Origin of the sequence: Cryobacterium tepidiphilum (assembly GCF_003716325.1) — a bacterium.
GTDB classification, from domain to species: domain Bacteria; phylum Actinomycetota; class Actinomycetes; order Actinomycetales; family Microbacteriaceae; genus Cryobacterium; species Cryobacterium tepidiphilum.
In genome coordinates, this window is sequence record NZ_RDSR01000008.1 from 35,792 (window position 1) to 57,162 (window position 21,371).

The following is a 21,371-nucleotide window of genomic DNA, read 5'->3' on the forward strand; positions in this document are numbered from 1 at the left end:
GTTGACCATGACGCTTGAGGAGGAGGCACGATGAAGTACGGACTGCATCTGCCGAACTTCGGTCCATTCGGTGATGCACGTGTCCTCGCGGACTTGGCCGTGGCCGCGGAGGGCGCGGGATGGGACGGGTTCTTCCTCTGGGACCACCTTCTCTTCTGCGATCTCGATAAGAATCCGCACGTCGATCCATGGGTGGCGCTCACTGCGGTCGCTGCGGGCACGAAGCGCATCACGATCGGAACCCTTGTCACTCCGCTCGCGCGGAGGCGACCGTGGGAACTCGCCCGGCAGACGGTGTCGCTGCAGAACTTTTCCAGCGGCAGATTGGTTCTTGGCGTCGGGCTGGGCGAGCCGACTGAGTGGGACTTCCGCTTCTTCGGTGACCCCACCGATGCGAAGACGCGCGCCGAGATGCTGGATGAGGGGCTGGAGATCCTCACCGGCCTATGGTCCGGCGAACAGTTCGCGTTCCGAGGCCAGTATTACAACCTCGAGCCGATGACCTTCCTTCCGCGACCAGTCACGCCCATTCCTATCTGGGTGGGCGGCCAGGCGAGCAATCGGCGGTCGTTGCGTCGGGCGGCCCGCTATCAGGGCATGGTGCCGATGCAGGATGCGGACGATCGTGTCACCGATCTCCGCCGAGCCGTGGATTACGTGGACGCTCACCGTCTCTCGGACGAGCCGTTCGACGTCGTGGTCAGCGGGCACACCGAGAACGACCCCCACTCGGCTCGAACCGTACGTAGCTATGAGGGCATTGCCACCTGGTGGCTCGAAGACCTCAGCCCGCTCAGATTCGGCGTCGATTGGCTCGCTCTCGCTGACCCGTGGGACACGGAGGCGCTCACCGCCAGAATCCTCGCCGGACCCGCCCGTTAGGGATCGCTTGCCGGCGCTGCTTCCTCGGAAGGGAGTGATCCGCCGCCCGTGAGGTGCCGCCTGACGAACTAGTCCGGACAAATTGCCAACTCCGGATACGCCGAATCGTGCGGAAGCCGTGTTGAGCCGCGCGCGATAACCGACATTGACAGCTTACGAAAAAGTGATGGACCACGGCCGCTCGTAATGGTAGAGCGAGATTGCTCGATATGGTGGACTGATTCCGCTCAAAATGGTATCTTTGGCGGCCTCAAGGTGGTGTACTAGTCACAATGCGGGAGGTTCATCACAGTGGAAGGCTACAAGAGACGGATCATCGATGACGCAATCGACGAGCTCTTCCCTTCGTTCGCTGCAATCTCCATCGATGGGGCTCGCGCAATCGGGAAGACCTCGACTGGGAGGCAGCGAGCGAAGACGATTCTCGACTTGGACCTCCCCGAGATGCGGGAGTTGGTCCAAGCGGACCCTAAGTACTTGAGCAGAGTAGACACCCCCGTCCTCGTCGATGAATGGCAAAATGTTCCCGAGGTGTGGGACCGTGTTCGCCGCCTTGTCGACAGTAATTCGACCGGCGAACAGTTCATCCTGGCCGGCAGCGCCGCACCAGTTGGAGCGCACCTCCACTCTGGCGCTGGCCGCATCATCAGATTCCGGATGCGACCTCTCTCCATTGCGGAACGCAACTTGGCGGCGCCCACCGTCCGCCTCCGCGATCTGCTCAGCGCAGACATACCTGACATCCAGGGCTCCAGCGACGTCGAGCTGCGTGACTACGTCCGCGAAATCGTCGCCTCGGGATTCCCTCAGCCCCGACAGATGAACGATCGTGCCCGCGGGATTTGGCTGGATGACTACATCGAGCGAGTCATCACTCACGACTTCACCGAACAGGGGCACCGCATCCGCCAGCCTGAACTATTGCGTGGTTGGCTGAGGGGTTACGCCTCGGCTACCGCCTCGGCAACGACGTTCGCGAAGATCGGCGCCAGTCTCGACCCAGGTGCACCAACAGGCCCGACAAAGAAGACGTCGATCGCTTATCGTGACGTCCTCAGCAGCCTCTACTTGCTTGACCAAGTCGATGCCTGGTCGCCCAGTCAGAAGCTTCTTTCACGAGCCGCCCTCGCGCCGAAGCATTTTCTCGCCGATCCCGCACTCGCCGCGCGCCTCCTCAACCTCAACGAGGTCAAACTGATGTCCGCCGCCCAACCTGCGATCAACAACGGGGACCGCACTCATCTCGGCGACTTCTTCGAAGCACTCGTCGCCCTCAGCCTCCAGACCTATGCGCAGGCGAATGACGCGCAGGTGTCTCACTTCCGCGACCATGATGGCCGGCACGAGATTGACTTCATCATCCACCGAGGACACGGAGAAGCGGTCGGTGTTGAAGTCAAACTCAAATCCGCGATCACCGACCATGATGTTCGCCACCTGCGCTGGCTGAAGGAGTCGCTCCCTGACCAAATCGTCGACCTCGTCGTCATCAACACGGGCGCGCACGCCTATCGTCGACAGGATGGCGTGGCGGTCGTCCCGCTCGCGTTGCTCACCGCCTGAAGGACGTTCACTGGACGCATAGAGGGGTGGACCCGCTCACCTCGACGCTCTGCTCGAACTGCCCCCAGAAGGGGAACCTTCACGCAGGCGCATCCCCGACCCCACTTCGTGCTTCACTCGAATCACGCTTTCTTTCTTGCGTTCGGAGTGCGCGCGAACTTCCAAAACCCGTAACGGCGAGGCACAGGCCAACGAACAGGTTGATATAGGTCGCGATGTTCCTCGGCTCGAAAAGAAGGAAAACAATATCGGCCATCACCCGCTCTCGGTGGAGGTTTACCCTGCTCTCGACACACGGCGACACTTGCCAGGTCTCCCGTAAGTCGAACCTTCAGCGCAACGGGAGACGGAACGCGATCGACAAGCAGGTCAGTTAGCGATCGTTCAGCGTGCATTGAATGTTTCCGGTGTTTCAGATTGGACTTCCTGCTGCGGCCAGATTGCTCTGAGGATACGGATCGTGTCAGCCAGACTGGTGCCGGCGCGTGTACTGGTGTCGACGAGCTGACGGGCGGCTTCCAATACCGATCGCGGGGTTGTCGCTGCACTCCGGCTGATACGGGTTCCTCCGCCGGTGCGGGTGACGAGGTAGCCTTCGGCTTCGAGCGTTTTGTATGCCTTTGCAACGGTGCCGGGGGCGACGCCGAGGTCCTTGGCGAGCTGGCGAACCGAGGGAAGGCGCTCGTCGCCTGCGAGTCGCCCGGACGCGACCAGCCCACGGATTTGATCGCGGATCTGCTCCGCTGGCGGGGCGGAGCCTGACAGGGCGATGATCATGAGTTGATGGTGGCGGGAGCCCGTCGCCACGACGGGATCGCGGACAGTGCGACAGCTACCCACAGCGCGAACCCGAGCACGGCGGCAAGGCGGGATGCCCCGACGAGCGCCGGCTCGAGCGCCGCAAAGGTCGTCCAGAACGTCACGCCTCCCTCAGAGGTCGAGAACATGGATCGCACCGATGCGGTCCCGGCGAGCGAACCGAGGATGAGCCCGAAGTGCACCAGAAGCGCACCTGTTCCGACCAGGAGGACGTTGCGTGTGCGGACGGTTCGCGTGTGCACGGCTCGTTCTTGGTTGTGGTCCAGTGCGGGCCGAGCGATGAGGAACAGGTCGAGGATGGCGATCACGATCATGGCGCCCGTGAGGATCAGACACGGCAGGGAGTTGAACCACCCGTAGATGCTGGTGCCCATGCCCCGTTCCCCGCCGAGGTCCACGAAGTACATTGTGTAGCGCCCTGTGGTGGGGTCGGGCTGGGAGGCGGCGCCAGCCGTGACGGAGACGATGAGGACGAGCGCAAGGATCAGGGCAGGAGCGACGAACCACCACCCACGCGAGAAACTAACCGGCGTCCGGGGTGTGAGCTCGGCAGCGCCCCGTCCGCTTCGAGCTCGGACCGGGAATGCGAGGAGCACCAGGCCAAGGATCCCGAGCGACAGCGGGATTGTGAACCGGTAGTCCCGGTACCATTCCCAGATCACAGTCGGCAAATCGAGCTGTAACGACAGCGGCCCGTCGATCAGACGCACGGCGACCCCGCCAAACACAAGAAAAAGTCCTGCGGCTAAAGCAAACGCGCTTACGCTTCCGCCTGGTAGTCCCTGCTTGCGCTTCCGAATTAGCCACCATGCTAACGCGAGAATGATGCCCGCGAACACCGGACCCAGCACTAGGAAGTACAACCAAACCATCACTACAACCCCTCGTCCTTGTACCACCCAAACAGTACACTAAATGTATCAGTCGATTGCCACAAACGATGCCCTCGAGGGCTGGAGCGAGCTCCCATTCACGCACGATGGTCTGAAACGGTGTGCCGGTTCGCAGTGCAGATCCGGCGTCGTCTGATGAGCAGGCGTCGGCCATCCCCTGCAGCCAGACCCGTTCCCGCCGAGCATCTGTAAGCCCGGCCTCAACGGGGAAGGTCCGTTCAGTAACTGAGCTCCTGGAAGCCACGAGCGGAGGCAAGCCCGTCAGACCTGCCCGTTGAGCCGGGTCAACTGCATATGCCCGGCTGATGTCCCAAATAGCGCAAGGCGTGACGACGGATGGGTTCCGCTTGTCCGGACTAGATGGCGAGAGTCCGGAATAGCCTGGCACGTGACAGAAGGTGCCCCCAGCAAGATTCGAACTTGCGCCCCTGCCTCCGGAGGGCAGTGCTCTATCCCCTGAGCTATGGGGGCCAGGGCGGGAACTACGTTACCAGTTGCCGAGCGCCCGCGTTGCGCGACCGGATCAGCCGAGGTTCGACTGGATCATGTCGATCAGCTTCTGCGCATCGCCCGGTTCGTAGAAGACAACGGATGACGTGACCACCCAGTACGTGCCGAAGAATACCTGCACGGTGCCGGTCTCGCCCGACTTGGAGAAGTAGGCCTCCACCTCAGGCGGGGTGCCATACGTCGGCACCGCCTTGCCGGAGGCGGCGGCCTTGTTCTTCAGGTCTTCCAGGGCGTCGTCGGTGGGCGTCGCCACCGAGACCTCGAGCAGCGCTCGGCTGCTCTGGTTCATCCAACCGCACGCCACACCGCCATATGCGGGAGCCGTGGCGACGACGCCGGTCGGCTGGTAGTCGGGGGCGGTCCCGAAGTTGGGATTGAACGCGTAGATGTCGTCGGGGCTGAGCACGTCATCGCAGCCGAGCCCGACCGGGTCGCCGGAGGGCGTGGGCGTCGGAGTCGGCGTCGCCGCGGGCGTCGGCTCCGGCGCATCCGTTGGCGATGGCGTCGCACCGGCCGTCGCAGCAGCGTCCGGCGCGGGCGTCGACGAATTCGTGGTCGACGCGCTCGGCGTGAGCGAGTCGGCGGAGCATCCGGTGAGCGTGATCAGGGCCACGGCCCCGGTGACGGCCAGCCCGGTGAAAAGGCGGGGGAAGCGGTCGCGGCGGGGCAATGGTGAGTGTGGCACGCGATGACCCTATCAAGTCGGCGACGATAGGATTGCTGGTTGTGACCCCCGCTGAACTTTCCCAGTCTTTGTTCGAGCTCGTGACCACGCTCGTCGAGCGTCGGCGCGCCGGCGCGAGCGATGACTCCCGCGGAGAGTCCGACGAAGCGAACGCACCTGTGCCCGACCTGGCGCTCGCGCTCTCCGACGTCACGCTGGAGCGTCCGAAGAACCGTGATCACGGCGACTGGGCGTCAAGCATCTCGATGAAGATCGCCAAACCGCTCCGGGCGAACCCGCGTGACATCGCCACCCAGCTCGCCGAGGGGCTGCAGGAGATCGACGGCGTCGCATCCGTCGAGGTCGCCGGTCCCGGCTTCATCAACATCCGGCTCGAGGCGGCGGCCGCCGGCGCCCTCGCCAAGACCATCGTCGAGTCGGGAAGCGACTACGGCAATGGGCACCTCTACGACGGCCTCAAGATCAACCTCGAATTCGTCTCGGCCAACCCCACCGGTCCCATCCACATGGGCGGCGTTCGCTGGGCCGCGGTCGGAGACAGCCTCGCCCGCGTGCTGAAGGCCGAGGGGGCGGATGTCACGCGCGAGTACTACTTCAACGATCACGGTTCGCAAATCGACCGTTTCGCGCGTAGCGTCCTCGCCAGTTACCTGGGGGAGCCCACGCCCGACGACGGCTACGGCGGCGCGTACATCGCCGACATCGCCCGCAAGGTGGTCGACATCTACGACGGCGACCTCGCCGCCCTGCCGCGTGACGAACAGCAGGAGGTCTTCCGCTCCATCGGAGTGGACCTGATGTTCACCGAGATCAAGGAGAAGCTGCACGGTTTCGGTGTCGACTTCGACGTCTACTTCCACGAGGATTCCCTGCACGAGTCCGGCGCTGTCGGGCGCGCCGTGGAGCGGCTGCGCGAGCAGGGGCACATCTTCGAGGCGGAGGGCGCCATCTGGCTGCGCACCACGACCTTCGGCGATGACCGCGACCGCGTCGTCATCCGCTCGAACGGCGAACCCGCCTACATCTCGGGCGACATCGGCTACTACCTCGACAAGCGCGAGCGCGGCTTCGAGCAGAACCTCATCATGCTGGGCGCCGACCACCACGGTTACATCGGCCGCATGATGGCCATGGTCGAGGCGTTCGGCGACGAGCCGGGCGTCAACCTGCAGATCCTCATCGGCCAGATGGTCAACCTGGTGCGCGACGGGGAACCGGTGCGCATGAGCAAGCGGGCCGGCACGATTGTGACGCTCGACGACCTCGTCGACGCCGTCGGCGTGGATGCCGGCCGGTATGCCCTCGTGCGCTCCAGCAGCGACTCGCAGCTCGATATCGACCTCGACCTGTGGGGCAAGCGCACCAACGACAACCCCGTCTTCTACGTGCAGTACGCGCACGCCCGCACCTGCTCCGTGGCGCGCAACTCCGCCGCCTCCGGCGTCGACCGCAGCGCGTTCGCGCCCGAGCTGCTCACCCACGACACCGAGTCCGCACTCCTCGGGGTGCTGCAGGAGTTCCCACGCGTGGTGGCGCAGGCCGCCGAGCTGCGGGAGCCCCACCGCGTGGCGCGGTACGTCGAAGAAGTCGCCGGCTACTACCACCGCTGGTACGACAACTGCCGGGTCATCCCGCTGGGCGATGAACCGGTCACCGACCTGCACCGCACGCGCCTGTGGCTCAACGACGCCACCGGCCAGGTGGTGCGCAACGGCCTCGGGCTGCTCGGAGTGAGTGCCCCAGAACGGATGTGACATGCCACGCAAGCGCTCCGGACTCAGTGTGCTCGTCATCGCGGGCCTCGCGGTGCTGGGGCTCGTCGCGGTCTATTTCGTCACCGACTTCGTGCTTCGTGGCTACGCCGAACGGCGCATCCGCCAGGAGATCCAGAGCAGCGTTCCGGCAGCGGTGAGCGGCGACATCAACGTCACCATCGGCGGCATCTCGGTCATCCAGCAGTACCTCTCCGGCAACTTCGAGCGCATCGACGTGGAGGGGCCGTCGCTCAAGGTCTTCGACGAACCGCTCTCCGTGCACGTCGTCGCGCAGAACGTTCCGGTGGACCGCGCCAAGACGCTCGGAGCCGTGCACGGCACCGTCGACTTCACCGGGAACACCCTCGAAGCACTCCTGCCTCCGTCGGCGATGGGCGCCCAGCTCACCTTCGGCGGCGACAGCGTGACGTACACCGGTTCGATCAGCGTGCTCGGGCTCCCCATCGACTACCAGGCGACCGCGACGCCGTCGGTCACCGCCGACTCGATCATCCTCACCCCCACCTCGGCCGAATTGGGCACGAGCGTCGGCAGCCTCGACGTTGGCGGCATCGTGCGGCGCATCCTCGGCGAGCAGCCGCTCCGGCTGTGCGTCGCGAAGTACCTCCCGGAGGGCGTGGAGCTGACCGGCGTGCAGGCGCAGCCGGGCCACGCCCACCTGACGTTCGAGGCCACGGGCCTGACACTCGACGGCGACTCGCTCAGCCGCCGCGGGTCTTGCAGCGCGGCCTGACGCGACGGGGACCGGGGGACCGGCCCGCTTCATTCCGCGCAGTGCATATCCCGGTGATTAGGCTGGCAGCGCACCCTGGCCACTCGCAGCCGGCACACCATCCCGCGCCGCTGCCCGTGCCTCTGGTTCGGCGTCCGCAACCCGTGTTCGCTAGAATCGCGGTACATCGCCCTGTCTGACGGCGACCTCCGTTCACTGGCTTCAGGGACCAATCCGGGTTCGCTCGCCACAGTGAGACACCCACTCGATCATCCCGTGAGGTTTTCACCCGTGGCCACACCCCCGCCCGCCGGCACTCCGGCCAACCCGCTCGCGCCCGGCTGGCTCCAGGTGCCCGCCGACGCGAACGCCCTCGACCCCATCCTCTGGCCCGCCGGTGCCCGCCGCACTCCCTCGGGCGAGCTCGAGATCGGCGGCGTGACCGCCGGCTCGCTCACCGCCCGGTTCGGCACCCCCGTCTACGTCGTCGACGAAGCGGATGCGCGTGGCCGGGCCGCCGGCATCCGCTCGGCTTTCGAGGCGGAGTTCTCCCGCATCGGCACCACCGCCCGCGTCTACTACGCCGGCAAGGCGTTCCTCTCCACCCAGATCGCGCGGTGGATGGCGGAGGAGGGCCTCGGCATCGACGTCGCCAGCGGGGGAGAGCTCGCCGTCGCCCTTGCCGCCGGGATCGACCCGGCGAAGCTCGGCTTCCACGGCAACAACAAGTCCGTCGCCGAGATCGATGAGGCCGTGCGGCTCGGCATCGGCACCATCGTGATCGACAGCGCCATCGAGGTCGACCGCGTGGCCGCAGCGGCCAACCGGCACGGCATGGTGCAGGCCGTGCGGCTGCGCGTGAACAGCGGCGTGCACGCGCACACCCACGACTATCTCGCCACAGCGCACGAAGACCAGAAGTTCGGCATCGCCCTCGAAGACGCGCCCGCGCTCGTCGCCGCCATCCGCTCGCACGACGCCTTGCGCTTCCTGGGCCTCCACGGGCACATCGGGTCGCAGATCTTCGGCGCCGACGGCTTCGCCGAGGCCGCCGCGCGGCTCCTCACCGTGCACGCACAGCTGCTGGAGGGCGGGCCGGTTCCGGAGTTGAACCTCGGCGGCGGCTTCGGCATCGCCTACACGGCCGCCGACTCTCCCACTCCGATCGCCGAGCTGGCCGCGCAGATCGCCGACAGCGTGGCCGCCGAATGCTCGGCCCGCGGCATCCCGCTGCCGGCCGTGTCGTTCGAGCCGGGGCGCGCCATCATCGGCCCGGCCGGCGTCACCCTCTACCAGGTGGGCACCACCAAGCCGGTCGCCATCAGCGGCGCGACCCGCCTCTACGTGAGCGTCGACGGGGGAATGAGCGACAACGCCCGCCCCGCCCTGTACGGTGCCGACTATTCCGCCCGCGTGGCGAACCGGGTGACGGATGCCGCGCCCGCGCTGGTGCGCGTGGTCGGCAAGCATTGCGAGAGCGGCGACATCGTCGTCGACGCCGAATACCTGCCGGGCGACGTGAAGCCCGGCGACGTACTCGCCGTCCCCGCCACCGGCGCCTATTGCTGGGCGCTGTCCAGCAACTACAACTACCTGGGCCGGCCCCCCGTCGTCGCGGTGAAAGACGGCGAGGCCACGCTGCTCGTGCGCGGCGAGACCATCGCCGACCTGCTCGCGCGCGACACCGGCGCCGGCGATATCGAACACCACGGCAACCTGAACGGGAGCATTCGATGATCGAGTACCGCAACCTCCGCATCGCCCTCCTCGGCGGCGGCGCCGTCGGCGCCCAGGTCGCCCGGATCCTGCTCGAGCAGGGCGAGGAGCTGGCGGACCGCGTCGGGGCGGGGCTGGAGCTCATCGGTATTGCGGTGCGCGACGTCAACGCCCCCCGCTCCGTCGACCTGCCACAGGAACTGTTCACGACCGACGCCGAGTCGCTCATCCTCGGCGCCGACGTCGTCATCGAGCTGATCGGCGGCATCGAGCCGGCCCGCAGCTACATCCTCCAGGCCATCACCTCAGGAGCGGATGTCGTCACCGCCAACAAGGCGCTGCTCGCGGCACACGGCCCCGAACTGTTCGCAGCCGCCGACCAGGTGGGCGCGCAACTCAACTACGAGGCCGCCGTCGCCGGCGCCATCCCGATCGTCCGCCCGCTGCGCGACAGCCTCGCCGGCGACACGGTCAAGCGCATCCTCGGCATCGTCAACGGCACCACGAACTTCATCCTCGACCGCATGGACCAGGCAGGCGACAGCCTCCAGGAGGCGCTCGACACGGCCACGACCCTCGGGTACGCCGAGGCCGACCCCACCGCAGACATCGAAGGCTACGACGCCGCGCAGAAGGCGGCGCTGCTGGCACGGCTTGCCTTCCACACCGACGTGCCGCTCGAATCGGTGTACCGCGAGGGCATCACGGGCATCACCCGGGAGCAGATCGAATCGGCCCGCAAGGCCGGCTACGTCGTGAAACTGCTGGCCATCTGCGAACGCCTGACGGATGCCGCCACCGGCCAGGAGGGCGTCTCCGCCCGGGTCTACCCCGCGCTCGTTTCGCGGGGCCACCCGCTGGCGGCGGTGCACGGAGGCAACAACGCCGTGTTCGTCGAGGCCGAGGCGGCCGGCCCACTCATGTTCTATGGCGCGGGCGCGGGCGGCGTGCAGACGGCATCCGCTGTTCTCGGCGACCTCGTGTCGCTCGCCCGCCGCCACGTCGTCGGCGGCCCCGGATTCGCCGCCGCCGCCAACGCCGACCTGCCGGTGCGGGACATCGGACAGGTCATCACGCGCTACGCCGTGACGCTCGAGGTCAACGACGAGCCGGGCGTGCTGGCCACGATCGCGCGGGTGTTCAGCAACCACCATGTGTCGCTGGCGCTCGTGGAGCAGTCGACGAACGTGCGAGCGGTGCTCGTTGACGGCGGGGACGGGCCGGAACTGGCGCCATCGACGGCTACCCTAGTGATCGGAACTCACGAAGCCACCGAAGCGGCACTCGCCGCCACCGTGAGAGACCTGGCCGCCCACAGCGTCGTCACCACCGTCGCATCCGTACTGAGAGTTGAAGGAGCCTGATGTCCGGCGCAACCACCCCCCAAAACGATTCCCAGCGGGTCTCCCGGCTGTGGCGCGGTGTGCTGCGCGAGTACGCCGACCGGCTGAACATCACGGATGCCACGCCGATCGTCACACTCGGCGAAGGCGGCACCCCGCTGATCCCGGCGGCCGCCCTGTCCGCCCGCACCGGCGCATCCGTCTGGGTCAAGTACGAGGGGATGAACCCCACCGGGTCGTTCAAGGACCGCGGCATGACGATGGCGATCTCGAAGGCCGTCGAAGACGGCGCCAAGGCGGTCATCTGCGCGTCGACCGGCAACACCTCCGCCTCGGCGGCCGCCTACGCCACCCACGCCGGCATCACCGCCGCGGTGCTGGTGCCCGAGGGCAAGATCGCGATGGGCAAGCTCAGCCAGGCCATCGCGCACAACGCCCAGCTGCTGCAGGTGCAGGGCAACTTCGACGACTGCCTCGACATCGCGCGCGACCTCGCGAACAACTACCCCGTGCACCTCGTGAACTCCGTGAACCCCGACCGCATCGAGGGGCAGAAGACGGCAGCATTCGAGGTCGTCGACGTGCTGGGCGACGCTCCCGACTTCCACATCGTGCCGGTCGGCAACGCCGGCAACTACACCGCCTACTTCCGTGGTTACAGCGAAGAGCTCGACCGCGGCGTGAGCACGAAGCTGCCGCGCATGTTCGGCTTCCAGGCCGCGGGCAGCGCGCCGATCGTGCTCGGCCACCGGGTGACGAACCCCGACACCATCGCGAGCGCCATCCGCATCGGCAACCCGGCGTCGTGGGAGCTCGCGACCAACGCCCGCGAGGTGAGCGACGGCTACTTCGGCGCCATCAGCGACGAGAAGATCCTCGAGGCGTACCGCATCCTCTCGGCCGAGGTCGGCATCTTCGTCGAGCCCGCCTCGGCGATCAGCGTCGCTGGCCTGCTCGAGCGCGCCGAGGCCGGCGTCATCCCTGCCGGCTCCACCGTCGTGCTGACCGTCACCGGCCACGGCCTGAAGGACCCGCAGTGGGCGCTACGCACCGCCGACGGCTCCGACGTCACCCCCACCATCGTTCCCGTCGACACCGCTGAGGTCGCCGGGGTGCTCGGACTGGCCAAGGCATGACCGAAGCCCCAACCCTCGCCGGACGCTCGGTCTCGGTGCAGGTGCCCGCGACGAGCGCGAACCTCGGACCGGGTTTCGACACCCTCGGTCTCGCGCTCGCCCTGTACGACCAGCTCGAGGTCACCGTGCGCGATGAGCCCGGTGCGACGGTCGAGGTGCACGGGATCGGCGAGGGCGAGGTGCCCACCGACGAGTCCAACCTCGTGGTGCAGGCCATCGCGCACACCTTCAGGGCGTTCGGACAACCGCTTCCCGGCCTGAACCTCACCGCGCACAACCGCATCCCGCACGGTCGCGGCATGGGCTCGTCGGGTGCGGCGATCGTCTCCGGGATCATGGCCGCCAAGGGGCTGCTCGAGGGCATCGTCGACATCGACGGCGACACCCTTCTCGCCCTCGCGACCGAGATGGAAGGGCACCCCGACAACGTGGCGCCCGCCCTGTTCGGCGGCCTCACGATCGCCTGGATGACGCCCCAGGGTCCCCGGCACAAGAAGCTCATGGTGCACCGCGGGGTGTCGCCACTGGTGTTCGTGCCCGAGCACGTCATGTCCACGGCGCTCGCACGCAGCCTGCAGCCGGTGTCGGTTCCGCACGCGGATGCCGTGTTCAACGTGTCCCGGTCGGCCCTGCTGGTCGCCGCGCTGATCCAGAGCCCCGAACTGCTGCTCGCCGCCACGGAGGACAAGCTCCACCAGAGCTACCGCGCCGCCGCGATGCCGGAGACCAACAAGCTGGTCACCCTCCTGCGCGAGCACGGGTACCCGGCGGTCGTCTCCGGCGCGGGCCCCTCCATGCTGGTGCTGGCCAGCGACCCGGGGGAGCGCCTCACCGCCGCCGAACTCGTGGAGTCGCATGCCGACACCGCCTGGCAGTCGCTGATGCTCGCGGTGGATTTCAAGGGTGCGACGGTGACGGTACATGGAGGTGCTAAGCTTGGCGTGCACCCGATAGAAAGCGTCTAGCGCGCATTTTTTCTCCGGTGCGTTCCCTGTAACTCACCGCTGTGCACACCTGTGCGGCTGTGGTTGTTCACACCAGTCCACCATCGGTGGGACTGGATCACAAACGCAGCGCCATGGTCGCTGCTCGCTCTCCTGGTTGTCATCTCTACGTTCACCAGGGGGAAGGAAAAGTCTTAGTGACTGACATCAATCTCCGCGCCATCCCCGCCCTCCGCGTTGCCGAGCTCCAGGCTCTGGCAGCCGAGCTGGGCATTCAGGGCGCGTCCAAACTTCGCAAAGGAGAACTCGTGGAAGCAATCCAAGAGGTTCGCAGTCGGAACGAAGCAGCCGTCGACTCGGTCGTGACCGAGACCCCCGTGGCCGAGCCGGCCGCACCGGTGGTTCCCGAGGCGATCGCGACCGCCGAGCCCGCTGCCGCTGAGCCGGCCGCAGCTGAGCCGGCCGCCGCCGAGCCCGCTGCCGCAGCGCCGCGCAAGCGTGCACCGCGCAGGGCCACGTCGCTGACCGCCGAGGCCGGTGCCGTCGCCCCTGCCGAAACCACTGCTGCCGAAACCACTGCTACCGAATCCATTCCTACCGAAACCCCCGCCGGCGACGACGCCGCGAAGGCAGAGGATGCCACCGCAACCGCCGCCGAGCCGGCCGAGACGACGGGTGCCGAGATGCCGACCCGCCGCGGCAGCCGCACCGGCCGGCCTGAGCGCAACCGCGACCGGGCCGCCGAGCGCAGGGCCGAGCAGGCGGGCCAGCCTGAGCAGGCAGGCCAGGCCGAGCAGGCAAGCGTCGAGCAGCCCGAGAAGCAGCAGGAACAGAACGACCGCGAGCAGGCCGGCGAGTCGTCCGAGCAGGGCTCGCCCCGGCAGGGACGCAACCGGAACCGGAACCGCAACCGCAACCAGGACCGCAACCAGGACCAGGACCAGGAGCGGGGCCAGGACCAGAAGCAGGATCGGAACCAGGACCAGGACCGCAAGCAGGACCGGAACCAGGACCAGGACCGCAAGCAGGACCGCGACCAGGATCGTAAGCAGGACCGGAACCAGGATCAGGACCGCAAGCAGGACCGGGGCGACCGTTCCGACGACGGCAACCGGCGCCAGCGGGGCCAGGACCACAACGGCCCCGAGGAAGAGAGCGGTGGGCGCGGCAACCGCAGCCGGTACCGCGACCGCAAGCGCCGCGGCGGCAACGCGAACGACGATTTCGAGCCCGAGCTGTCGGACGACGACGTCCTGATCCCGGTCGCCGGCATCCTCGACGTGCTCGACAACTACGCCTTCGTGCGCACCTCCGGCTACCTGCCGGGCGCCAGTGACGTCTACGTCTCCCTCGGCCAGGTGAAGAAGTACAACCTGCGCAAGGGCGACGCCGTCGTCGGCGCGATCCGCCAGCCCCGCGAGGGCGACGCCGGCGGCCGCCAGAAGTACAACGCGATCGTCAAGGTCGACTCCATCAACGGCCTCACGGTCGAGGAGGCCGCCTCCCGCGTCGAGTTCCAGAAGCTCACGCCGCTGTACCCGCAGGAGCGACTGCGGCTCGAGACCGAGCCCGGCAAGCTGACGCAGCGCATCATCGACCTCGTCTCGCCCATCGGCAAGGGCCAGCGCGGCCTCATCGTCGCACCGCCCAAGGCCGGCAAGACGATCGTCATGCAGCAGATCGCGAACGCGATCGCGGCGAACAACCCCGAGGTCCACCTCATGGTCGTCCTCGTCGACGAGCGTCCCGAAGAAGTGACCGACATGCAGCGCACGGTCAAGGGCGAGGTCATCGCCTCCACCTTCGACCGTCCCGCCGAAGACCACACCACGGTCGCCGAGCTGGCCATCGAGCGCGCCAAGCGCCTCGTCGAACTCGGCCACGACGTGGTCGTGCTCCTCGACTCGATCACCCGCCTCGGCCGCGCCTACAACCTGGCCGTCCCGGCGTCCGGGCGCATCCTCTCCGGCGGCGTCGACGCATCCGCTCTCTACCCGCCCAAGCGCTTCTTCGGCGCCGCGCGGAACATCGAGAACGGTGGTTCGCTCACGATCCTCGCCTCGGCGCTCGTCGAGACGGGTTCGCGCATGGACGAGGTCATCTTCGAGGAGTTCAAGGGCACCGGCAACATGGAGCTGCGCCTCTCGCGCCAGCTCGCCGACAAGCGGATCTTCCCCGCCGTCGACGTGAACGCATCCGGCACCCGCCGTGAAGAGATGCTGATGTCGAACGACGAGGTCAAGATCACCTGGAAGCTGCGCCGCGCCCTCGCCGGGCTCGACCAGCAGCAGGCACTCGAAGTGATCCTCGGCCGGCTGCGTGAGACGTCCTCCAACGTGGAGTTCCTCATGCAGGTGCAGAAGTCGATGCCGACCCTGAACGGGTCAGACAAGGATCGCTGATGTTCGAGTCCGTCTCCAGTCTCGTCGCTGAACACGATGAGCTGCAGAGCCAGCTGGCGGATCCGGAGCTGCACTCGAACCCAGCCCGCTCGAAGAAGGTCAACCGGCGTTACGCGGAACTCAGCCGCATCATCGCCGCCTACAACGAGTGGAAAGAGATCGGCGACAACCTCGACGCCGCCCGCGAGCTCGCGGACGAGGACGAGTCGTTCGCCGAGGAGATCCCGGCGCTCGAGGAACAGCAGGATGCCGCGGGCGAGCGGCTCCGGCGCCTGCTGATCCCGCGTGACCCCAACGACAGCCGTGACGTGATCATGGAGATCAAGATGGGGGAGGGCGGCGCCGAGTCGGCGCTGTTCGCCGCCGACCTGCTGCGCATGTACCTGCACTACGCCGAGTCGAAGAAGTGGAAGACCGAGATCATCGAGCAGACCTCGAGCGACCTCGGCGGCATCAAAGATGTGCAGCTGGCCATCAAGGGCAACTCCAGCGACCCGGCCGAAGGCGTATGGGCGCACCTCAAGTACGAGGGTGGCGTGCACCGCGTGCAGCGGGTGCCTGCGACCGAGTCGCAGGGGCGTATCCACACCTCCGCGGCGGGCGTGCTGGTCTTCCCCGAGGTCGACGAACCCGAAGAGGTCGAGATCCACCCGAACGACCTCAAGATCGACGTGTACCGCTCCAGCGGCCCCGGCGGCCAGTCGGTCAACACCACCGACTCCGCCGTGCGCATCACCCACCTGCCGACCGGCATCGTGGTGGCGATGCAGAACGAGAAGAGCCAGCTGCAGAACCGCGAGGCCGGCATGCGCGTGCTGCGCGCCCGCGTGCTCGCCCGGCAGCAGGAGGAGCTCGACGCCGAGGCGTCGGCCGTGCGCAAGAGCCAGATCCGCACCATGGACCGCTCCGAGCGCATCCGCACCTACAACTTCCCCGAGAACCGCATCGCCGACCACCGCACTGGCTACAAGGCCTACAACCTCGACGCCGTCATGAACGGCGCCCTCGAGCCGGTGATCGAGTCGTGCATCAGCGCCGACGAGGAGTCGCGGCTCGCCGAGATCGGCGACCACGAGTAGGTCACCCGCGCTGGGGTGACCAGACACGCCGACAACGGATGCCACGTGGCGCCTCAGCGCTCGAGCGCCTCCACGAGCTGCTCCTGCAGCTCGCCCAGCCAGTAGTAGCTGTGCTGCAGAGGCATCGCCGCTTCGTCGGTGCGCCCCAGGTCGCCGTCGTGGGCGATGCCGAGGCGGTTGGCGATCGTGAGCCGCAGGTCGGTGATGGCGTGCAGCCACTGCACGGGAGCCGGCTCCGTGAGCACCACCGGCCCGTCGTTGCTGACCGCGGCCAGGACCGCCCGGGCGCCGGCCAACTTGCGCTCGGTCAGGCCGTCCGCGGTGAACCGGTAGAACTCGGCCGACGCCTCCGGATCGTCGGGGTAGGCATTCGGCAGCAGGCGCGTCATCGCCGGGTCGGTGCGGTCGGAGAGCACCTCGATGAGCTGCTCTGCGAGCCGTGACAGCAGCATCCGCTCGACCACCGAGAGCTCGACCGTGATCGTCGACGGGCTCTGGCGCCGGATCCGGCTCACGCGCCAGCCCTGCTGACCGTGGCCCACAGGCCGTATTCGTGCATCGCCTCGACGTGCCGCTCCATCGCCTCGCGGTTGCCCGTGGCGACGACGGCCTTGCCCGCGTTGTGCACCTCGAGCATCAGCTGCTCGGCCTGCTCCGGCGGGTAGCGGAAGTAGCTGCGGAAGACGTACGCGACGTACGACATCAGGTTGACCGGGTCGTTCCACACGATCGCCACCCACGGCGTCGTCACCTGCGACTCGGTCCAGGTCTGCGTGTCCTCGAGCGTCTGCACCACCCCTCAAGGGTGACACGAACCGGCAAGGCGTGCATCCCTCAATGCGGCGTCGCGAATGCAGGATGCGCTACCGGATTCGGCGCGTTCTTTCCTGTTCTGGTGACCTGAACGCCGATTGGTCCTGTTCTCGCGGCGGCTCCGGTCACTGTTCTACCCGTCGCCGAGCCCGAGGCCGCCGCGTGCGGACTCGATGGCGTCGGGAGTGGCCGGGCGCACCCTCGCGGGAATGCCGAGGAGCAACGACTCGGGCGGCGCATCCTTCGTCACGACCGCGTTCGCGCCCACGGTGCTCCAGGCGCCGATGGTGACCGGCCCGACGACCTTCGCCCCGGCCCCCACCGTCACGCCATCGCCCAGGGTCGGGTGCCGTTTCACCCCGCGGGCCGCCCCGTGGCGGCTCTTCCCGCCCAGGGTCACGCCGTGGTACAGCATGACGTCATCGCCGATCTCGGCGGTCTCGCCGATGACCACTCCCATGCCGTGGTCGATGAAGAGTCGCCGGCCGATGCGCGCGGCCGGATGGATCTCGACGCCGGTGAGGAACCGGGTGAACTGCGAGACCAACCGGGCGAGCAGCCGGAAACGGCGCTCCCACAGCGCGTGGGCGACACGGTACCCCCACACGGCGTGCACGCCGCTGTAGGCCAGGAGCACCTCGGCGTTGCTCCGCGACGCCGGGTCGTGGGCGCGGGCCATCCTGACGTCCTCGCGCATCCGTGACAGAACTCGCATGAGCAAGCCGGCAGTCCCTCGCAGTCCGGCTAGTCCAGCAGGTCCTTGAAGAGGATCGTCGAGATGTACCGCTCCCCGAAGTCCGGAACGACGACGACGATCGTCGTGCCTGCGTTCTCCGCACGCTTCGCCTGCTCGAGGGCGGCCCAGACGGCAGCGCCACCCGAGATCCCGGCGAGGATGCCCTCATCGGTGGCAAGGCGCCGGGCGGTCGCGAGGGCGTCGTCGAGCGCCACGTCGGTGACCTCGTCGTAGATCGAGGTATCGAGCAGGTCGGGCACGAAGTTGGCACCCAGCCCCTGGATCTTGTGCGGGCCCGGCGTGCCGCCGGTCAGCACGGGCGAGTCGCTCGGCTCGACGGCGACGATCCTGATGTCCGCCTTGCGCTCCTTCAGGTATCGCCCGGCACCCGTGATCGTGCCGCCCGTGCCGACGCCGGCCACGAAGACGTCGATGTCCCCGGCGGTGTCGTCCCAGATCTCCGCGCCGGTGGTCTGATAGTGCACGTTCGGGTTCGCCTCGTTCTGGAACTGCCTGGCCAGGATCGCGCCCTCGATCGTGGCGGCCAGTTCGCCGGCCTTCTCCACAGCGCCACTCATACCCGCGGCCCCCGGCGTGAGGACGATCTCGGCCCCGTACGCGCGCAGCAGCACGCGGCGTTCCATGCTCATGGTGTCGGGCATGACCAGGACCACCCGGTATCCGCGGGCGGCGCCGACCAGGGCCAGGGCGATGCCCGTGTTGCCGCTGGTTCCCTCCACGATGGTGCCGCCCGGCTTCAGCTCACCCGAGCGCTCGGCGGCGTCGACGATGGCGACGCCGATGCGGTCCTTCACACTGCCGGCCGGGTTGTAGAACTCGAGCTTGGCCAGCACGGTGGCCTCGGCCCCGTCGGTGATCCGGTTCAGCCTGACCAGCGGTGTTCCGCCCACGGCCTTCGTGATGTCGGGGTATATCTGTGCGGGCACGGCGGGACCTTTCGCGTCGATGGGTAACCTCGCTCAGCCTACGGCCAACCGCGTGGGGCAGGCGAGTACGTTACATTCCAGTATGTGAGAGAGCACACGACGGACCCCGCTGACGACCACCTCACCGACGCGCACCAGGCCACGGATGCCGCGCTGCCGGGCACCGTCTCCGCCCTGCGTTCGCAGGTGGTCTCGGTGCTCTCCCTCGCCGGCATCGCCGATGCCGAGGTCGACGCCGACCTCCTCATCGGACACGTGCTCCGGCAGAGCCGCGGACAGGTGCAGGCCGCCGGGATACTGCACACCGTGATCGACCCGCAGGATGCGAGGGCCGTCCTGGCCCTCGTGCACCGCCGGGCCGCCCGGGAGCCCCTGCAGCACATCACCGGCCGGGCACCGTTCCGGTCCCTCGAGCTCTCCGTCGGTCCCGGGGTGTTCATCCCGCGCCCGGAGACGGAGCAGGTCGTGCAGCTGGCCATCGACGCGCTCCGCGCCGACGCCTTGCCGGAGCCGATCGCCGTCGACCTCGGCACCGGCAGCGGCGCGATCGCGCTCGCGATGGCGACCGAGGTGCCCAACGCTCGCGTGTGGGCCGTCGAGAACTCGCCGCAGGCGTTCGGGTGGACCAAGCGCAACTTCGACGAGGTCGCCGCCGCCAACGCGACCCTCGTGTTCGGCGACCTCGCCCACGCCCTCGATGAGCTCGCCGGGCGCGCATCCGTTGTCATCTCGAACCCGCCGTACATCCCGGAACAGGCCGTGCCCCGCGACCCCGAGGTTCGCCTGTTCGACCCAGAGCGCGCGCTCTACGGGGGAGCCGACGGGCTGGACGTGGTGCGCCAGGTGTCCCGCACCGGGCTGCACCTGCTCCGCCCAGGCGGAACACTGGTCATGGAGCACGGCGAGCTGCAGGGCGCCCAGATCCGCGAGCTGCTGGCCGGCGACGGCTGGCGCGGCGCCTCCACCCACCGCGACCTCACCCTGCGGGACCGAGCGACCACCGCCATCCGCCCCTGAGTCCTCGCCCGCCCGTCGTCTCAGGCCTGAGGGGTCGCAAATCGACCCTCCCGTGCGCTGGGAAGGTCGATGTTTGACCCCTCACGAGGGAGGGGAAGCGAATGCGCAGGTGAGCGGGGGCGCTACCGCTCGCCGGTCGCGAACGCGTCGATCGCCGCGACGAGCCCGTCGACGTCGTAGGCGCCGTGCTTGCGGGTCAGCCGCCTCGTGCAGATGCGCCGTTGGGGCTTCTCCGCGCCGAGCACCGCCGAGGTGAGGTCGTTGACCTCGAGGATCTCCGAGACATCCGGCGCGAGCATGGGCAGCGAATCCCGGAACGGGATGGGGTTTGTTCGACAGGAGCGACACCGTGCCGAGCGTGGCGGCGTGCCGGAGCGCCTCGATCGCCCCGGGATCCGCGTCATCGCCGCCGCGCGTGCCTCCTGCCACTGCGCGAGCGTCAGCGTCGTGCCGGTCACCTCCCGCCAGGCGTCCAGGTACTCCTCCGCGGAGTTATACTCGCCGGCATTCGCCGCCCGTTCGTGGCCGCCCACCCACCAGGTTTTCGCGAGGTGATACTGGCTGGAGCCGACCAGCCTCGCCAGCGTGGGAAGCCGCTTGCGGAAGTCGTAGGCGTAGAGGGTCTTGTCGCAGTCGAAGAAGTAGACGTCGCCGCCCATCCCCCCAGTATTCCCCCACTCGGGCTGCACTAGAATCGACCCCAATGGGACGCATCTACGACTGCTCGGTCGAATCTGAATACACGGCCGGCATGAGATTCGCACGCTCGGCCATCGGTCGTGGTGCGCTCGTCGTCATCCCCACCGACACGGTGTACGGCGTCGCAGCGGATGCCTTCAACCCGGCCGCCGTGCAGCGCCTGCTCGACGCGAAAGGGCGTGAGCGCACCTCGCCGCCGCCCGTGCTGATCCCGGCGATCGCGACCCTCGACGCGCTTGCCGACGGTGTCCCGGCCCCGGTGCGGGAGCTCGTCGCCGCATTCTGGCCCGGCGGCCTCACCGTGGTGCTGAAGGCCCAGCCGTCGCTTGCGTGGGATCTCGGGGAGACCAAGGGAACCGTCGCGCTCCGCATGCCGAGCAATCCCGTCGCCCTCGACCTCCTCGCCGAGACCGGGCCGCTCGCCGTCTCCTCCGCCAACCGCACGGGCCTCCCGTCCGCCATCGATGCCCAGGGCGCCGAGGAGATGCTCGGAACCTCGGTGGCCGTCTACCTCGACGGGGGAGTGGCCGGCCTCGACTACGAAGCCATCGGGGACCGCCCGGGCGACACGTCGTCGACCATCATCGATGCCACCGGCTTCGACACCGACGGCCGGGTGCGCATCGTGCGGAACGGCGTCGTGTCCCGCGCCGACATCGAAGCGGTCATCGGCGACGTGCTCGCCGACGCGCGGTAGGCC

The 21,371-nt window shown here is 68.0% G+C and carries 20 protein-coding genes and 1 tRNA gene; 12 read left to right on the forward strand and 9 right to left on the reverse strand.

What is annotated here, in order from left to right:
- Positions 1-30 precede the first annotated feature (30 nt).
- Positions 31-882, forward strand: coding sequence for an LLM class flavin-dependent oxidoreductase (locus tag EEJ31_RS06605; protein WP_123045514.1), 852 nt, complete (start codon positions 31-33; stop codon positions 880-882).
- A gap of 291 nt (positions 883-1,173) precedes the next feature.
- Complete coding sequence (locus EEJ31_RS06610) at positions 1,174-2,445, forward strand: ATP-binding protein (RefSeq protein WP_199727291.1); 1,272 nt, start codon at positions 1,174-1,176, stop codon at positions 2,443-2,445.
- Between the two features lie 384 nt (positions 2,446-2,829).
- On the opposite strand, the gene EEJ31_RS06615 is transcribed toward EEJ31_RS06610, so the two are convergent.
- The 4 genes from EEJ31_RS06615 to EEJ31_RS06630 all read right to left on the reverse strand — a co-directional run bounded on the left by EEJ31_RS06615 (position 2,830) and on the right by EEJ31_RS06630 (position 5,352).
- Entirely contained in the window at positions 2,830-3,222 is a 393-nt protein-coding gene (locus EEJ31_RS06615) for a GntR family transcriptional regulator (RefSeq protein ID WP_123045516.1), read from the reverse strand.
- Positions 3,219-3,926, reverse strand: coding sequence for a hypothetical protein (locus EEJ31_RS06620; RefSeq protein ID WP_123045517.1), 708 nt, complete (start codon positions 3,924-3,926; stop codon positions 3,219-3,221). Before EEJ31_RS06620 ends, EEJ31_RS06615 begins: the two co-directional genes overlap by 4 nt.
- Positions 3,927-4,556: 630 nt before the next feature.
- Positions 4,557-4,628 (reverse strand) — tRNA-Arg (locus EEJ31_RS06625).
- A 52-nt stretch (positions 4,629-4,680) separates the two neighbouring features.
- Complete coding sequence (locus EEJ31_RS06630; RefSeq protein WP_148040140.1) at positions 4,681-5,352, reverse strand: iron ABC transporter ATP-binding protein; 672 nt, start codon at positions 5,350-5,352, stop codon at positions 4,681-4,683.
- A 41-nt stretch (positions 5,353-5,393) separates the two neighbouring features.
- On the opposite strand from EEJ31_RS06630, the gene argS reads away from it, so the two are divergent.
- The 8 genes from argS (at position 5,394) to prfA (ending at position 16,459) form a co-directional block, all read left to right on the forward strand.
- A complete protein-coding gene (argS, locus tag EEJ31_RS06635; protein WP_123045519.1) occupies positions 5,394-7,106 on the forward strand; it encodes an arginine--tRNA ligase in 1,713 nt (570 codons plus the stop codon).
- Position 7,107: 1 nt separating this feature from the next.
- On the forward strand, positions 7,108-7,860 hold the full coding sequence (locus EEJ31_RS06640; protein ID WP_123045520.1) for an LmeA family phospholipid-binding protein: 753 nt from the start codon (positions 7,108-7,110) through the stop codon (positions 7,858-7,860).
- A gap of 270 nt (positions 7,861-8,130) precedes the next feature.
- Positions 8,131-9,576 (forward strand): diaminopimelate decarboxylase, encoded by a 1,446-nt coding sequence (gene lysA / locus EEJ31_RS06645; RefSeq protein ID WP_123045521.1) that lies wholly within the window; start codon positions 8,131-8,133, stop codon positions 9,574-9,576.
- On the forward strand, positions 9,573-10,919 hold the full coding sequence (locus tag EEJ31_RS06650; RefSeq protein ID WP_123045522.1) for a homoserine dehydrogenase: 1,347 nt from the start codon (positions 9,573-9,575) through the stop codon (positions 10,917-10,919). Before lysA ends, EEJ31_RS06650 begins: the two co-directional genes overlap by 4 nt.
- Positions 10,919-12,034 carry a threonine synthase gene (gene thrC, locus EEJ31_RS06655; RefSeq protein WP_123045523.1) on the forward strand — a complete coding sequence of 372 codons (1,116 nt, stop codon included), beginning with the start codon at positions 10,919-10,921 and terminating at the stop codon, positions 12,032-12,034. Before EEJ31_RS06650 ends, thrC begins: the two co-directional genes overlap by 1 nt.
- Positions 12,031-12,999 carry a homoserine kinase gene (gene thrB, locus EEJ31_RS06660; RefSeq protein WP_123045524.1) on the forward strand — a complete coding sequence of 323 codons (969 nt, stop codon included), beginning with the start codon at positions 12,031-12,033 and terminating at the stop codon, positions 12,997-12,999. Before thrC ends, thrB begins: the two co-directional genes overlap by 4 nt.
- 176 nt (positions 13,000-13,175) lie before the next feature.
- Complete coding sequence (rho, locus tag EEJ31_RS06665; RefSeq protein WP_233563769.1) at positions 13,176-15,380, forward strand: transcription termination factor Rho; 2,205 nt, start codon at positions 13,176-13,178, stop codon at positions 15,378-15,380.
- Positions 15,380-16,459 carry a peptide chain release factor 1 gene (gene prfA / locus EEJ31_RS06670; RefSeq protein ID WP_123045526.1) on the forward strand — a complete coding sequence of 360 codons (1,080 nt, stop codon included), beginning with the start codon at positions 15,380-15,382 and terminating at the stop codon, positions 16,457-16,459. Before rho ends, prfA begins: the two co-directional genes overlap by 1 nt.
- Before the next feature lie 53 nt (positions 16,460-16,512).
- Here prfA and EEJ31_RS06675 read toward each other — a convergent pair whose 3' ends face one another.
- The 4 genes from EEJ31_RS06675 to cysK form a co-directional block, all read right to left on the reverse strand.
- Complete coding sequence (locus tag EEJ31_RS06675; RefSeq protein WP_148040141.1) at positions 16,513-16,974, reverse strand: DUF2017 family protein; 462 nt, start codon at positions 16,972-16,974, stop codon at positions 16,513-16,515.
- Entirely contained in the window at positions 16,971-17,255 is a 285-nt protein-coding gene (gene clpS, locus EEJ31_RS06680; protein WP_123045528.1) for an ATP-dependent Clp protease adapter ClpS, read from the reverse strand. Before clpS ends, EEJ31_RS06675 begins: the two co-directional genes overlap by 4 nt.
- A gap of 150 nt (positions 17,256-17,405) precedes the next feature.
- Entirely contained in the window at positions 17,406-17,987 is a 582-nt protein-coding gene (gene epsC, locus EEJ31_RS06685) for a serine O-acetyltransferase EpsC (RefSeq protein ID WP_123045529.1), read from the reverse strand.
- Positions 17,988-18,016: 29 nt separating this feature from the next.
- A complete protein-coding gene (cysK, locus tag EEJ31_RS06690; RefSeq protein ID WP_123045530.1) occupies positions 18,017-18,955 on the reverse strand; it encodes a cysteine synthase A in 939 nt (312 codons plus the stop codon).
- 84 nt (positions 18,956-19,039) lie between these two features.
- On the opposite strand from cysK, the gene prmC reads away from it, so the two are divergent.
- Positions 19,040-19,972: a peptide chain release factor N(5)-glutamine methyltransferase gene (gene prmC, locus EEJ31_RS06695; protein ID WP_407643212.1), complete on the forward strand. Its 933-nt coding sequence runs from the start codon at positions 19,040-19,042 to the stop codon at positions 19,970-19,972.
- A 122-nt stretch (positions 19,973-20,094) separates the two neighbouring features.
- Here prmC and EEJ31_RS06700 read toward each other — a convergent pair whose 3' ends face one another.
- Positions 20,095-20,631, reverse strand: coding sequence for an HAD family phosphatase (locus EEJ31_RS06700; RefSeq protein WP_233563770.1), 537 nt, complete (start codon positions 20,629-20,631; stop codon positions 20,095-20,097).
- Positions 20,632-20,675: 44 nt separating this feature from the next.
- Here EEJ31_RS06700 and EEJ31_RS06705 point away from each other — a divergent pair, with 44 nt between their 5' ends.
- Positions 20,676-21,368, forward strand: coding sequence for an L-threonylcarbamoyladenylate synthase (locus EEJ31_RS06705; RefSeq protein ID WP_123045531.1), 693 nt, complete (start codon positions 20,676-20,678; stop codon positions 21,366-21,368).
- The last annotated feature ends 3 nt before the right edge of the window (positions 21,369-21,371 follow it).